12 protein-coding genes and 1 pseudogene are annotated in these 15,276 nt (G+C 46.9%); 11 read left to right on the forward strand and 2 right to left on the reverse strand.

What is annotated here, in order from left to right; genetic code table 11:
- Positions 1-33 precede the first annotated feature (33 nt).
- From GZ78_RS26430 to GZ78_RS26445, 6 genes and pseudogenes are all read left to right on the forward strand, one after another.
- Positions 34-3,576 (forward strand): DEAD/DEAH box helicase, encoded by a 3,543-nt coding sequence (locus GZ78_RS26430; RefSeq protein ID WP_034843209.1) that lies wholly within the window; start codon positions 34-36, stop codon positions 3,574-3,576.
- Positions 3,577-3,600: 24 nt separating this feature from the next.
- A complete protein-coding gene (locus GZ78_RS29745; RefSeq protein WP_161787504.1) occupies positions 3,601-3,777 on the forward strand; it encodes a hypothetical protein in 177 nt (58 codons plus the stop codon).
- Positions 3,778-3,945: 168 nt separating this feature from the next.
- On the forward strand, positions 3,946-4,482 hold the full coding sequence (abiEi, locus tag GZ78_RS26435; RefSeq protein WP_034843211.1) for a type IV toxin-antitoxin system AbiEi family antitoxin: 537 nt from the start codon (positions 3,946-3,948) through the stop codon (positions 4,480-4,482).
- The gene (locus GZ78_RS26440) at positions 4,472-5,395 is read left to right on the forward strand and encodes a nucleotidyl transferase AbiEii/AbiGii toxin family protein (protein ID WP_034843213.1); all 924 of its coding nucleotides are present in this window, start codon (positions 4,472-4,474) and stop codon (positions 5,393-5,395) included. The genes abiEi and GZ78_RS26440 overlap by 11 nt, the downstream gene beginning before the upstream one ends.
- Positions 5,396-5,585: 190 nt before the next feature.
- Positions 5,586-5,756: pseudogene (locus GZ78_RS30755) on the forward strand (DUF4172 domain-containing protein); the annotation flags it as partial.
- Positions 5,757-5,783: 27 nt separating this feature from the next.
- Positions 5,784-6,644 carry a Fic family protein gene (locus GZ78_RS26445; protein ID WP_407919822.1) on the forward strand — a complete coding sequence of 287 codons (861 nt, stop codon included), beginning with the start codon at positions 5,784-5,786 and terminating at the stop codon, positions 6,642-6,644.
- Positions 6,645-6,886: 242 nt separating this feature from the next.
- Here GZ78_RS26445 and GZ78_RS26450 read toward each other — a convergent pair whose 3' ends face one another.
- On the reverse strand, positions 6,887-7,879 hold the full coding sequence (locus GZ78_RS26450; protein WP_152558976.1) for a hypothetical protein: 993 nt from the start codon (positions 7,877-7,879) through the stop codon (positions 6,887-6,889).
- A 377-nt stretch (positions 7,880-8,256) separates the two neighbouring features.
- Between GZ78_RS26450 and GZ78_RS26455 the strand changes: the two genes are divergently transcribed.
- From GZ78_RS26455 to GZ78_RS26470, 5 genes are all read left to right on the forward strand, one after another.
- Complete coding sequence (locus tag GZ78_RS26455) at positions 8,257-8,937, forward strand: class I SAM-dependent methyltransferase (protein ID WP_051786588.1); 681 nt, start codon at positions 8,257-8,259, stop codon at positions 8,935-8,937.
- A 182-nt stretch (positions 8,938-9,119) separates the two neighbouring features.
- Positions 9,120-9,458, forward strand: a complete 339-nt coding sequence (locus tag GZ78_RS26460) for a P-II family nitrogen regulator (RefSeq protein ID WP_034843245.1) — start codon at positions 9,120-9,122, stop codon at positions 9,456-9,458.
- A 422-nt stretch (positions 9,459-9,880) separates the two neighbouring features.
- Complete coding sequence (locus GZ78_RS26465; protein ID WP_051786587.1) at positions 9,881-10,711, forward strand: Stp1/IreP family PP2C-type Ser/Thr phosphatase; 831 nt, start codon at positions 9,881-9,883, stop codon at positions 10,709-10,711.
- A 220-nt stretch (positions 10,712-10,931) separates the two neighbouring features.
- Entirely contained in the window at positions 10,932-11,099 is a 168-nt protein-coding gene (locus tag GZ78_RS29750; RefSeq protein WP_161787505.1) for a hypothetical protein, read from the forward strand.
- Between the two features lie 23 nt (positions 11,100-11,122).
- Complete coding sequence (locus GZ78_RS26470) at positions 11,123-12,331, forward strand: YcaO-like family protein (protein WP_161787506.1); 1,209 nt, start codon at positions 11,123-11,125, stop codon at positions 12,329-12,331.
- 57 nt (positions 12,332-12,388) lie between these two features.
- Here the strand turns inward: GZ78_RS26470 and GZ78_RS26475 are convergent.
- On the reverse strand, positions 12,389-15,276 hold a 2,888-nt coding region (locus tag GZ78_RS26475; RefSeq protein ID WP_034843221.1), incomplete at its 5' end, for a beta strand repeat-containing protein.

The following is a 15,276-nucleotide window of genomic DNA, read 5'->3' on the forward strand; positions in this document are numbered from 1 at the left end:
AACCCCATTGGATTATGATGAGATGACAAGCCAATGGCAGCAAACTACGGCCAGACTTGGTGGGGCAAGCAATGGCTCGAAGCCTTTAACGGCATTGACTATAGCAACCGCCTGCCCCGTGGGCGTCGCTACGCCGGTAACGGTTCGGTATCGGATATTGAGCTTAAAGGCACTTCGACCCATGCGAATGTTCAGGGAAGACGACCCAGACCGTACAAGGTAAAGGTACATCTGCCCGGTTTTACCGTTAAGCAGCAACAGAGTATTTTAACGGCTGTCAGCCAGAGTCCGGCTCTGCTCGCGAAATTGCTGAACCGGCAGCTGCCGGTGCAGATGTTGCAACTGATGGAACAGCAAAAAATCCTTCTGTTCCCAAAAGACTGGGATGATATGGAAGCAAGTTGTTCCTGTCCTGACTGGGCGATGCCCTGCAAACATATTGCCGCCGTCATCTACCTGATCGCCAGTGAGATAGATAAAGACCCGTTTATGGTGTTCCGGCTCCATGGTATGGATTTGCCCGGAGCCATTGAAAAACAGACGGGCATGTCTCTGGCAAAAGCCGATACACCGCCACAGGTGATGTCCTTCTGGCAACGCAAGCTAATGGTTGAAGACTGGCAGGTACCTCAAACCCCTACCTTTGAATCGCTGGATCTCAGCACCATTGATCCTCTGGGAGACAGGATTCAGGGCATACTCACACCAAAACCTTTGTTTTATGACAAAGAGTTCAAAACGGTATTGGCTGACTTTTATAAACGCAGCTCCCGTTATGTCAGCCAGTATGAAAAACAGCAGGTCACAGAAAACACCTTGGACATTGATATTGCCGACTTCACACTGACTCAAATGGTGGTCGACAAGAACGGTCGTTTTCACTCAGTCCGAAGCACGGATAATGAACAGGCTTTGCATGAACCGGATGAGTGGATCAGTCTGCTGAGTTCATTACGCAATACCTACAGCCCTGAGCGTAGCCGGTATTTCCATACAGCCCTGCTCTGGCAATGGCTCTATCGTTTGTGCGTCAAGCTGGTACAGCAACAGGCCTGTATTCCGGCAGTTTTTATGCAACAGGACGACTGGACGCTGATACAGTGGCAACCGGCAATGCTCAGTGAGCCGGTGAAATGCCAGCTACAGATATTCTATGACCTGTGTCCGCCAGACTTTGTGGTATTGGAAACCACGCCGAAAAACCGCAAAAAGCCTCAGCTGCATTATGCAGACAGCAAAACCCAGATTCACCTGGCCATCAATGCCATTATCAGCTTCTTTATGGAACACACCATGGAAGCAGCCCCCGCTAAATACTGGGAAGAAGATATCTGCCGTTTGTTTTTTGCCGGATCACCCTGCCTGTTTAAACAGTTTGAAACCATTGCTTACCCCAAAGTCATTCGTAACTGGCTGAATCGGTTATCGCTGGGAGAGCGGGAGCACCGTCTGCATCTTCTGGTTGAAGAGGTAGATATTCCCGAAGAAGACGATCAGATGACTGATCAGTTGTCCGTGGATATTCGGGTCGAGCAGAAGCAAACCATGTTGTCGCTGCCGGAACTGTTTAAGGACGGTTCATTATCTGAAACCAAAGTCAGCGTGCTGACCGACCTGGCATTGCTGGCTGATTATATGCCCACCATTGAACAGCTTTACCAGACCCAAAAGAAACACCGCCCGTTGCATTACACGTTACAGGCATTCACGCCCATATTCCGGGAAATCCTCCCTGCCCTGCAAATGCTGGGTATCCAGCTGGTATTGCCTAAACGATTACGAAAACTGGTGTACCCGCAGCTGAGTTTGTCATTGTCAAAAAGTGGCAACGAGAGCGAGGTCAGTTATATGAACCTTGACCAACTCCTGCAGTTTAACTGGCAGGTGGCTCTGGGCGACCAGCGTATTCCGGTCAATGAGTTCAACCAGTTGCTTCAGGGCGCAGACGGTCTGGTGAAAATGCTGGATCAGTACGTCATGCTTGATGACAGCAAGTTGCAGCAACTGCTTAAAAAACTGGCGAATTTACCGGAAACCCTGTCACGTATTGACCTGTTAAAAGCCGGTCTGTCCGGTGAACTGGATGGTGCCAAAGTGGACTTAGGCGACAGTGCCCGACAACTGTTTGAAGAGCTGTTAAAAGGTGAACCCGCACCACTGCCTGCAAACTTGAATGCGGAGCTACGTCCCTATCAGCAACGGGGTTACGAGTGGATGGCACAGAATGCCCGTATCGGCTTTGGATCGTTGCTGGCGGACGATATGGGTCTGGGTAAAACCCTGCAGGTGATTACCCTGCTGTTGCATCAGAAAGAAAACCGCCAGCTTGATCAACAAAAAGCCCTGGTCGTTGCTCCTACGTCCCTGCTGACCAACTGGCGCAAGGAGATCGAACGTTTTGCCCCGGATTTGAGAGTACAGGTCTATCACGGCAGCAAGCGACAGTTAAAGATCAGTGACCATGACGTTATCCTCACCAGTTACGGTCTTGCCCGAACCGACAGCACTACTCTGGGCAAACCCCGCTGGCGCACACTGGTGATTGATGAAGCCCAGAACATTAAAAACCCTGGTACCCAGCAGACCAAAGCCATCAAAAAGCTCAAATCCGATATTCGTATTGGCATGAGCGGCACGCCCGTTGAAAACCGTCTGCGGGAATACTGGAGCGTGTTCGATTTCACCAATAAAGGTTATCTCGGCACCCAGAAGAAATTTCAGGAAGAGCTAGCCACACCCATTGAAAAAGACCGTGACCAGAACTGTCTGGACCGGTTCCGCAAACTCACCAGCCCGTTTATTCTCAGACGACTGAAAACCGATAAAACCATCATCAGCGACCTGCCGGATAAAGTGGAAAGCAACCGTTTCTGCAACCTGAGCAAACAGCAGGCATCGCTTTATCAGAGTACGGTCAATACCATCATGGAAGACCTGAACTCCAGTGAAGAAGGCATTGAACGCAAAGGCATTATTTTCAAACTGCTCAATGCGTTGAAGCAGATATGTAATGCTCCGGCGCAGTTCCTGAACCACGACCAGATGAGTGTGGAAGAATCCGGCAAACTGGCGCTGTTTATGGAGCTGATGCGTGAGGCGATGGATGCCGACGAGAAAGTGCTGATCTTCACCCAGTACACGACTATGGGGGGGTTATTAACCAACACGTTGCAACAGGAAATGTCACTGGATGTCCCTTTCCTGCATGGTGGCCTGTCCCGTAAGAAACGGGATGACATCGTCGAAGACTTCCAGAATAACGGCCGCACCCGCGCCATGATCCTGTCCCTGAAAGCCGGTGGCACCGGCTTAAACCTCACTGCGGCCAGTCAGGTTATTCACTACGACCTCTGGTGGAACCCGGCGGTGGAAGCTCAGGCAACAGACCGGGCTTATCGCATCGGCCAGAAACGCAATGTCCAGGTACATCGCCTGATTACTGAAAACACCTTTGAGGAAAAGATTGATGCCATGATTCAGGGCAAGAAAGAGCTGGCTGACCTGACGGTTGCAAGCGGCGAGCAATGGATTACCGAGTTGTCGGATCAGGAAATCAGAGAACTGGTTTCTTTGTAATAAAAGCAAAGTAAGAAAAACCCAATGAATACCCAAAAGAGACAACGGCCTGTTATCAAAGATGACCTGCCAGAACACGAACACACTCCATTCCAGCGTTGGCTGCGAGGTCAGACTGTCCCCATCAACGAAGATAAATCTGTTGGCTTTTATTGGCATGATTACCAACGATGGAAAGCAGGTTTGCCCATAGTGGATTGAGGGCCCATATCTTCACGACATAAGCCCAACAGACTTTGAGTAATGGGAATTAACAAGAGGTATACTGATAAGACACCTATAAGTGACTTTTGCGTACACTTGACAAGTTTTGGTATCATGTATACATATAAGACATCAATATATGTTTTTTGTGTATACTTATTACGTATGAACCAATCATTAGCCATTGAGCGTCTGTCTGCTCTCGATCAGCAGGGGCGCTATGTTTTCGCCTATCAGGATATTGCCAAAGTCTTTCCTGAAGACAGTACAAGAACCTTAAAGGCCGGACTAAACCGACTGGTCAAGCAGGGCTTCCTGATCAGGGCCATCAAAGGCATCTATGTCTTTGCCCTTTCGCAACAAAAAGGCAAAGACACATTGGAGCTCATCGCCAAAACCATGCGTCGAGGTGAGTACAACTATCTGAGTCTCGAGTCCGCTCTTTCAGAGTATGGAGTTATCTCACAGATTCCTATCGATCGGTTGACAGTGATGACCACCGGGCGCAAGGGGGAATACGCAACACCCTTTGGAACTATTGAGTTCACCCATACCAAACGTCCGATATCTCAGATTATTGACAGCATTCATTCCATCGGACGTCCCTTACGTCTGGCAACAAAAGAGACTGCCTGGCGAGATTTAAAGCGTGTTGGCAGAAACACACACCTTGTTGATGAGCAGGTGGTTTATGAAGATTAATCCAGCAGATTTTAATTATCTTGTTGAACAGGCATTAACCAGTAGCCATGTCGCCAGCATGCGTCCGGTCATTGAAAAAGAGTTATTGCATTACGATATTCTGTTTTGCCTGGACCAGACTGGAGTACTGGATGAACTGGTATTTCAGGGCGGCACCGCCCTGAGGTTATGTTATGGTGGTAATCGGTTCAGCGAAGATCTGGATTTTGCGGGCGGTACTGATTTTTCTTCAGTAAAACTGAAAACCATTAAACAGTGCATTGAGGACTATATCGGCAAACGAGATGGGCTGGAAGTCTCCGTAAAAGAGCCAGGCCTGTTAAAACAGGAGCCTGAGTACGCAGAGCTTAAGATTGATAAATGGCAGATTTCCATTATTACCGCACCTGATCGAAAAGATATTCCCAGGCAACGAGTCAAGATCGAAGTAGCCAATATTCCTGCCTATACCCGAAGCACCCTGCCCCTTTTAAAAAATTATGATTTTTTGCCGGACGGGTATGAGGATACACTCGTCTATGTTGAAACGCTCAATGAAGTCATGGCAGATAAACTGGTTTCCCTGCCCGCGACACAACGCTATGTACGTTACCGTGATATTTGGGATCTGGTCTGGTTGCAACAGCAGGGAGCAGAGCTGGATTCATCCCTGGTGGCAAAAAAAATCAAAGATTATCGATTGAACGATTTTGAGCAGGCTCTGGAGCAAAGGCTAAGCTCGCTGGTCGGGGTTCTGGCTGAAGGCAAACTTCAGACTGAGATGAAGCGATTTCTCCCAACCGATGTATATGACCGTACATTGGGAAAAGAAAAGTTTTCAGGCTATCTCAGCAGCTCTCTCTCCAAACTGCTTGGTCAGTTAAAAACTGAACTTTATGGAAGCCCAGAAAGTAAGTCCAATTTTATGCTTTAAGTCACTTTCATTGTCAGATGAGCCAATTAATACTAGTATTTAGCTCATAATTTGAGCTGAATATCGATATTAATTGGCTCACTGATAGAATGAGGACTGCTAAGTGCATGAATATTCGTCCATAAAATGGATCTGGCAAGAGGATGACTGGCCGGATTTCCATTGGCAGGAATAAGCCGTTCTTCCTTTACTCAGAAGTACCCGGTTAAGTCTGGGCATACTTCTGGGAAAAAGTAGCTCATGTGCAGATATCAGTGAAAACAGCTCCGTCTTGAACACCCTGCTGGAAAACAGCATTACTTCATCCGCTATTGAGGGTGAGCGCCTCAATGTTCAGTCAGTTCGCTCATCTCTCGCAAAGCGTCTGGACTTATCGGGTTCAGATGAGGTGGCGTATCCTACTTCGGAAAGGACAGAAGGTCTGGCTGAAATGATGCTGGATGCCATCACAAACCTGGAAACCCCTCTTACTCTGGAGCGTGCCTGTCAATGGCATCAGTGGCTGTTTCCCAATGCCGGCTTTTCTCTTCATTCCATTCAAACCGGGCAATTGCGTGGAGATGAACCCATGCAAGTGGTTTCCGGACGAATCGACCGTCCTACGGTTCATTTTGAGGCACCACCAAGAAACAGGCTGGAACCGGAATTAAGCCGTTTTTTTGACTGGTTCAACCGTAGCAGGAACGATCCAAAATGCGATCCGTTGCTTCGTGCCGCGATCAGTCATTTCTGGTTTGTAACACTTCACCCTTTCGATGATGGTAATGCCCGCCTGACCAGAGCCATTACTGATCTTGCTTTGGCGCAAGCTGACGCCCAGAGTATCAGACTCTATGCCATGTCCAGTGTCATCCTGGAAAACCGCAAGGCGTACTATAACATTCTGGAAAAAAGCCAGCGCAGCGATACCGATATTACCGAGTGGCTGACCTGGTTTTTGCAGATGCTGGAAGAAACCATCCAAGTCTCTCTGACCAAAATCGACCGTACCCTCCAGAAAACCCGCTTCTGGCAACAGTTTCACAGTGCCGGATTATCTGATGAACAAATTAAGGTGCTTAATCGGTTGCTGGATGGTGGTGACAAAGGGTTTGAGTCAGGCATCAGCGCATCCCAGTATCAGAAAGTAGCCCGGGTGAGTAAAGCAACAGCGACACGGCATTTATCGGATTTATTAGATAAGGGGTGTATTGAGAAGCTTCCGGGCGGAGGACGAAGTACTCGCTATAAAATAGCCGGGAACCGTTAAAAACGTGCCAGAACTGTGCCAAACCACCTGACCCACCTATCCAGACCTACAGCCACGTAGAGGGTCATACCCTCTCCTAATGGTCTTAGCCCGCGTACTCTTCCCCCAGAGGCGCGGGCTTCTTTTTGGGGTCAGAAACCGTCCAGAAGTCTGGTTTACCTGACTTTCTCCCCCGTCATTACAAATACCTTTAACGTAACCTTATCACCCGTTTGAATGAGGCTTAGAGCCTCCTGCCTAGACTAATCAGTGTCATTATCCTCAGATTCAGCGAGACAGTTATGATAGATCGGGTTAGGAACCATCCAAAGCTGGTTACTTTTCAGATCCATAATCACACGTTTTTGTCGGCTAAAAAAACCTCGACCTATGTGTTGATCATAACCTGCCGACACCGTAAATATATTGTGGTAATTATGTCCTCCAAGCGTTGTATCTTGTTTCCCTTCGGACATGGTGTAGAGGGCTCCATTTTTATAGCCATTTTCAAAGAAACGTCCCAACACTCTCGAGCCTTTAATTTCGATGGCTGACGCTTTTTGCAGAATATCAATAAAGTTATGATTGATCTGAATGTCTTCAGGCTCCAATAATTCCAACTCCAGAATAAATGTGTGCCCTGCCAGTGTCACTTGCGTGCTGGGTAACGGTTTACTGGCAACACCTACTCCCTGAATAGCTGAGCGAACAGGAAAGGATTCCTTACTTTCATTAAACGTCCTCCAGACAGATAGTGTCTGATTCTCGTAATCGATATCCCAGATCAGCCCCATCAGATCTCTGGCTCCCAGGATTCCTGAGATTCCATAGTTTTCCTTATATCCTCCAAGGCCCTTGCTGGCAATCGGGTAGGAAGAACGGAGTGGCTTGGTGCCACCCAGGCGCATGGTTGCAGGTTTATAAAATGAAAGCTGGACAGGCCTTCCTTCAAAGTCTTTCACATCCACTTCATTAGGTTCTGATGAGAGTAAATTAATCACTTCACTTTCAGCAACCGTATAATATTCACCCGTATTAATCAGGAATGTGAAGGTATGCCCCTTAATCGTCAGATCGACACATGGATTATCACCACAGAAGGCCCTTTGATAAAGGGCACCTCCTGTCATTGCAGGCGTTTGGGATACCAAAGGGGAGGAAATAGCCAAGGACTCTGGCTCTGATGCCAGTGAAACCATACTGGTCGCCAGCAGAGCCGTGGCACACATAAATCGTCTCATATAAAAATTTAACATTGATACAGTCCAGACATGAGAAAGTCATAAATAGGACTGATAAGGATAGGTCGAAAAGATAAATACGAATTTATATATTTCCCGTTGTTAGCGATGCTAAAACACACCGTTAATCCATTAAGTTACTGTCTCGCCTCCTTGTTTCTATGGTGAAATCGGGACAGGCTCCCAGGAGGCTGACCGAGAATAGCGTCCGAGTATAAAATTCAGTAGAACGAGTCAGCTTTTTCACTGAATTTGTGCGAATAGTTGACCTATTTAAGCAAATTCAGTGGAAAAGATGGCCGTTCTTTCTGGATTTTAGGCCGGGCTGTCTATTCTCGGTCAGCCTCCTAGACATAAATCGACAATTTTGAAAAGTGGGAATGACTGCTGTCATGAAACAGAGCAACAAGCTTTTATCCAATCAAGATTACTCAGATTATGATTGCCCACTGTGCCATGCACCAACCAATATTTATGCCAGTGATAGGCGAAGAGAGTACTTTCAATGCTCTCAGTGTGCGCTTGTTTTTGCTGATCCATCTGGATGGCCAAGTCCTGAGCTGGAGCGTTCAGAATATGAACTTCATGAGAATGATGCATCGGATTCCGGTTATAGAACCTTTCTGTCAAGGATCTCTGCCCCTCTGCAGAAAGTACTTTCAACGAACGCAACAGGACTCGATTTTGGATGCGGTCCTGGCCCCACCCTCTCATTAATAATGGCCGAAGCGGGTTGGGAGATGGCTTTATACGATCCGTTTTTTCACCCAGACCTGAGTACTTTGGAAACGTCCTACGACTTCATTACTGCAACTGAAGTCATTGAACATATACATCATCCGGATGTTTGGTTACCCAAACTCTGGAATATGATCAAGCCCGGTGGAACGCTCGCATTCATGACCAAACTGGTCATCGACCAGACAGCATTCAAGGGGTGGCACTATAAAAATGACCCTACCCATGTTTGTTTCTACTCAGTTGAGACCTTTCAGTTTCTGGCAGACAAGTGGGGTGCTTTGCTCAGTTTTGAAGCGAAAGATGTCATCTTTTTCCACAAACCAGTGCATTAAATAGTGGTAATGCTTCAGTTTCAGGGACTGAATCAAGTAAAATGTCCCAGCTTTGTGCAGGTGTAAAGCCACTCAAGAATAAAGCACTACTATAGTGCAGCAAACACCATGAGAGATTTTAATAATTTTTCGTCGCCCTCAAAGAGGAAAAATTATTCATGGTAAAAAGAGGAGAGAAACACATGAAAATGATTTCCGCCATTATCAAGCCTTTTAAGCTGGATGACGTACGCAATGCTCTCAGTGAAGTCGGTATAGATGGTATGACCGTGACTGAAGTTAAGGGGTTTGGTCGCCAGAAAGGTCACACTGAGCTTTATCGCGGTGCAGAGTATGTGGTGGACTTTCTGCCCAAGGTTAAACTCGAGCTGGCTGTTTCTGATGATCTGGTTGAACGCGCTATTGAAGCCATCATTAATGCTGCGAACACAGGCAAGATTGGTGACGGAAAAGTCTTTGTCAGCCCTCTCGAGCAGGTTATTCGTATTCGTACGGGGGAAACCGGCATAGACGCCATTTAATCCCACCAAATTTGTCGCCATTAAAAAAGAATAAGTTCGGAAAGAACAATGAACACCCTTAATAAGATATTTCTCTGCCTGGCTGCTGCTATTTTGCCAGCAGTCGCCATGGCTGGTGAGCCCGATTCTGGCCACACGGCCTGGATGCTGACCGCCACAGCCTTAGGATTTGTCCCAAAATAACTTCTCGATTTTCACCCGGACTCCGTTCGCCCTGAGCCTGTCGGCTATGTCCGACAGGCTCCTGGTAAAAACTGCAAGATATAACGGGCTGGCTTAATGACTTGTTCTTCGAACGTGCCATGCACTTTACAGACAAACAACGACTGTTGAATAGAAGGTCAGAATCCAGTGGTTTTCCATCCTGTTCCATGTAAAATGGTGAGTGTGATCATGCAATTCACACAGGATCAATAATAAAAATGTTTCGGATAGCCATTGACGGCAAAAGTGATATAGGCCGTATAAGGGAAGAGAACGAAGATTCATTATACTGGCAGACCAGTAATGAAGACGCCTTCTCGCTGATTGTCGTTGCCGACGGCATGGGAGGCTATCACGGTGGAGCCAGAGCCAGCCAATTGGCCGTTGAAATCATCTCCCAGCGATTAAAATCTATTCAGTCCAGTACCTTTTCTTCTTGCACTCCCCAGCAACAACCCATGATTCTCAAGTCTGAAATTTTTCAGGCTATTACAGAAGCCAACCAGCGTATTCTCGAAGAAAAAGTAGCCAATCCTCAGTTACAACAAATGGGCACAACCATTGTGGTGGCTGTTATCTGGCAGAACAAACTGGTGGTTACCAATATCGGTGATTCCAGAGCTTATCTCTGGGACAGCCGTTATGGCCTGAAGCAACTGACCCGGGATCACTCAGTTGTTCAGAATATGATAGACAGTGGCGCACTCTCTGAAGAAGATGCCCGAACCAGCAACGTCAGAAACCAGCTAACCCAGGCACTGGGTATTGGTCCCAAAATTGACCCAAGAATTGCCGAGTTTGATCTAACCGGCGACAGTATTCTTTTATTATGCAGTGATGGTTTGACTGAATACTTTGATAACGATGAGATCGAGTATGTTCTCTCTACACACCGCCCGGCATTGGAATGCTGCTACCGTTTTATTGAAGAAGCCAACCGATTAGGTGGCAAAGATAATATTACGGTTGCGATTGCTGATTGCTGTCAGGTCGGTCAGGATATGAATATTGAACCTCAAGGTGACAAAACAGTCCCCTACTCTGCCTGACTCTCATTCTGAAACTGCCGCCTGATTGATCAGGGAAGAATAACAAGCGGCACAGGTCAGTTATCAATAAAGTAAATTTAAAGACTTATCTCTTTTTTGTCCCATCCATCTAATACCTCATAGATAACACTCTGAATATCTCGAAATCATCTTTTTAACTTCCTACTCACTCTCTGATAATAATTTGTACTTAATGATACTGTCACAACCGGAGAGCACTATGAACACATCACCTCTTTCCCTGGTCGGTCATGTCGGCTTTTTCTCAAAAGAGTTTAACGATCAGAACCACGAAAAAACTCGCGGTCACTCATCTTCTTCAAATAGCCCTGCCCATCGAAGGAAACAGGCACTGAATCAACTCTGCAATAAGAAAGAGTTATTCTAAAAGTCCCCAAGAATATCCGACCATTGAACAACCACTATCGTACAAGTCAGGGTGCCCTCACTCTCTGGCAAAACACTTGCCAGCAACTTGGATGGGTCAGTCGTTGTCGTGATGCAGGGCAATGCTCAATTGTGGAACTCACCGACCCGGAATCAGGCTTATCAGTCAGAGGCAGCGGTAAAGGCATTTCTAAAGAACAGGCAAGGGTCAGTGCATCTTATGAAGCGTTTGAGTTGTTAATGTGCCAACGTCAAAGCCTTGAGCCTCACCACCAACTTCAATCATTATCCCTTCAAAATTTAAAAAGTATTCAAGCCAGACTGCTTGGATCACCTCAACGGTTTTGTTCTGAGTTTCTGGACAGTAATAACCCCTTCTATTCAAAGCCCCTTCCATTCTTGCCTTTCGAAAATGGGCATAACGGACAGACTGAAACAGCCTTCATGCCCATGGCCGCAGCAGAGTGGAGTTATTCATCTCACTGTTCCTCCACTATGAATGACTTCTACGCTAATTATCTGTTTATGGCGACAACCAGCGGGGTAGCCAGTGGCCTGAATTATAATGACGCTTGGATTCATGGCATTACTGAACTGATTGAAAGAGATGCTCTGGCTGGATTTATGATTCGACACTGTTTGAATCAGGCGCCAGCATCACCATTACTCACCACAACTTTGCCAGAGCAAGCCAGGCAGATAAAAGCTCGCATTGAACGTAACCATGGCTGCCATATTGCAAGCTTCAGTATGCCAAACCGATTTAATATTCCAGCTTATATCAGCGTTGCCAACAAACAAACGAGGCCACGAATTTCAGGAAAAGGTGCAAATATCAGCGAAGAGCATGCATTACTTCGATCATTACTCGAAACAGAAGAAATGCTGGAATACTTTCTTATCTACGGTCAGGAAGAGCATCAAAAGTATGACAATGCCTGTAAACAACTCGAAGAATGGCCTGCATTAAAATCTTGTATAGACATCGATTTCAAATCGACAGAAGAAAGTGAAAGTTTTCATGGTCAAGGGAGCAATGAGTCCCCTTATAGTCTGCGCACATTGAACATTTTGAAAGAATCTTTAGAAAAGCAGAACATTAAAGTCTGGGTTCATGTTGTCCGCAAGGAACCACCCGTTGTACTCAGGCTATATATTGAAGGTATTGATGAGTTTTTTGCCATCAAGGACGGGGTTCCCGTCATGCCTTTGAAAACAAGCCTTATAAAATAAAACCCCCTCCAGACAATAAGCCTGAAGGGGGTTTATTCGGTTACTGAACAGGGTTAATTAATAAACTTCTTCCTCCTCTTCACCCGCAGCCGTCGCATCCGATGGCAGCGCCTGGATAGAAGTCAGGCCGTTCTCTACCAGCAGGAAGTCACCTTCAAGCGGAGTCGCTACACTTTCAGCCGCCACGTTAAAGTTGTTCAACTGGGTAAAGATGGCCGGGTCAACACTGCCCAGTTCATCCGCTAATTGCTGAGAAGTCGTTCTGAAAGCTGACAGAGCTACCGCTTCATTAATAGACAGGAGCTTGTCACCCACACTGACCACTTCCGGAGTCGCATCAGTGAAAATGGGTGAAACAAACGTGGTAGAAATAATGTTCACCTGCCCATCTGTCGTACTGTCGATAACAAACTGATTCACCTGATCACCGACTTGCAGCAAAGCTGTAAAGTTGGTTGTTTTGGCTATTATATGTGGCTCAGCAGTCTCTTTAGCTACAGCAAATATGTTACCGGTATTACTGGTCAGGGTTGCCGTACCAGCCCCTCCGTTAGCCTCTATAGAATTAACATTAAGATCACCAGAGTTGGCTGTAAAAGCTACATCTCCAGACTGACTCACAGCATTGTCAATGGTCAGGGTATCCGTTGATGTGACATTGATATTTCCACCTGCAGTCGCATCAATATTGGAAACATCAGTTGTGCCACTGACACTACTCGTTGTAACCAGAGTCAACAAATCCAAAGGACTGGTGTAGCTGATGGACTTGTTGATAGCGCTTGGCGTTCCAATAGAACCTACAGACAGGTTGACTGCAGAATCTGTAGCCAGATCCAGAGTGCTCAATGTATGGGTCAGGTTCTCGAAGCTACTGAAGGCAAATCCACCCAGTTTAGAAGCTGCTGAGGTCAACTCCCAGCTGAGTCCCTCTGTTCTGTTAACGAGAGTATCACCTTCGCCATCACCACCCATCAGGGTATTCAATGAATTCAAAGCACTGTCGACGTATACGGTATCGTTACCAGCCCCGGTATCGATATTCTTGATTCCAGTGAAATCAACACCGTAACTGCTGAGCGTATTGTTTCCGGTCCAGGTAATGGAATCATCACCATCAGACCCCTTGACTGTTCCGTTAGCAGCCAGATCATTGACCTGCTCGATTTCATGGAACGTCATACCCTGGGCAATGATCTGGTTATCGCCATTCAACGTCCACTGTTCAGCACTGTTATTACTGATAATCTGATCAACCCCGTCTCCGGCATAGATCATACGAATACCAGTAATATCCATACCTTTAGTGGTAAGAGCTGCCTCTCCTGTGACTTCGTAGGTTTCGTTACTACTGATACCTCTCAGCTGACTATTCTCACTATCAGTATCGGCACTATTGGCAACAATGGAGCCGACATTAGTCATACTGATATCTGCTGCAGCAACAGAATTATTATTACCCTGAAGCTGCCAGATCAGATCTGTTCCTGAGACAATGTCGGTATTATCAGACCCGCCTGTATAAGCGGTAACGTCTTCAAACTGAATACCGGCTACATTGACTTTTTGGCTACCGTTAATTTCGGCTGTTTGAGTACTACCTGAGACATTAGTGATTGCAGCAGTCGTACTGACAACATCAACATTCGACAGAGTATGTGTAGAACTCCTCAAGGCATTTTTGCCAGTCAGACTCCAGGCTGAATTATTGTTATCAACAATAGTGTCAGTTGTACCCTGAGTAGTGGACCCTACATAAGTTGTACTGCCATCAAAGTTGATACCCGCAAATGACAGACTCGAAACACCCAATGTCACTGTTTGGTCAGAATCTGTGCCATTTGTCACAGAACCTTCTGTAATAATGCGACCAGTGCCGTCAATCACTACGTTGTAGTTAGTTGAACTGGCCACCTTGTTGCCAGACACCGACCAGTTACCGTCGTTTTTATCGGTAATATCACCGCTAGTATTCAGCTGGTCGACATGGCTCAGGTTATGGGTGGTGTTACTGAGCGCTTGATTACCCGTCAGATCCCAGGCGCTAACGGTATTATCTGTCACGGTATCGATGGTAGAAGCCCCACCAATGTAAGTCTTGCTGCCTGCGAAGGTCATACCTGCAAGAACCAGACTGTTGGTATTTAAATCAACATCCTGATTCGCATCGCTGTCATTGGTCACACTTCCCGTCGTAGCAATCTGACGGCTGCCATTAACGGTCAGGTCATTCTCACTGCTGTAAGCACTGTTGGTACCTTTGACTGCCCACCCCTGGTGGGTGGTATCGGTAATATTACCCTCAGTGGTCAGCTTGCTTGTACCTGATACAGTAATACCCTGATCCGCAGAAGAGATCAGATTCTTACCATCCACCGACCAGACGGTATTGCCATTGTCGGTGATATCGCCTGCTGTATTGATCTGTTCAACATTAGACAGGTTGCGGGTATTGTCTGTCAGTGTCCGGTTGCTGGTAATGCTCCAGGCTCCGTTGGTGCTGTCTGTAACCGTGTCTTTATTACCGTCCGAACCGGTGTAACTCTGACTGCCGGTGAAGGTAATCCCTGCCAGAGCAATGGCAGAGGCTCCCATTTCAACCGCCTGGCTGACACTGGTGTTGTTGGTGACACCCTGAGTGGTTGTCACCTGACTGACACCGTCAAAGGTAATCGAACCGCCAGTAGCGATGGTATTACCGTCTACGGTCCAGTTACCCGTGTTGGCGTTATCGGTAACTTTTGCAGTACTTTCTACCCGGTTGATCTTGCTGAAGCTGTAGCCTTTATAGGTCACTTCGCCAGCACCGGTCAGATCGAAGGCCTTGTCATCAACCACGGTAGAGTTGTCGACTACGGTATCGGAACCGCCACCGATATAGACACTGCTGCCGTCGAACGTGATGCCCGCAACGGAGTAACCGGTACTGTCAGTCAGAGCCAGAA

The organism is Endozoicomonas numazuensis, assembly GCF_000722635.1.
In the GTDB taxonomy this organism is placed as follows: domain Bacteria; phylum Pseudomonadota; class Gammaproteobacteria; order Pseudomonadales; family Endozoicomonadaceae; genus Endozoicomonas_A; species Endozoicomonas_A numazuensis.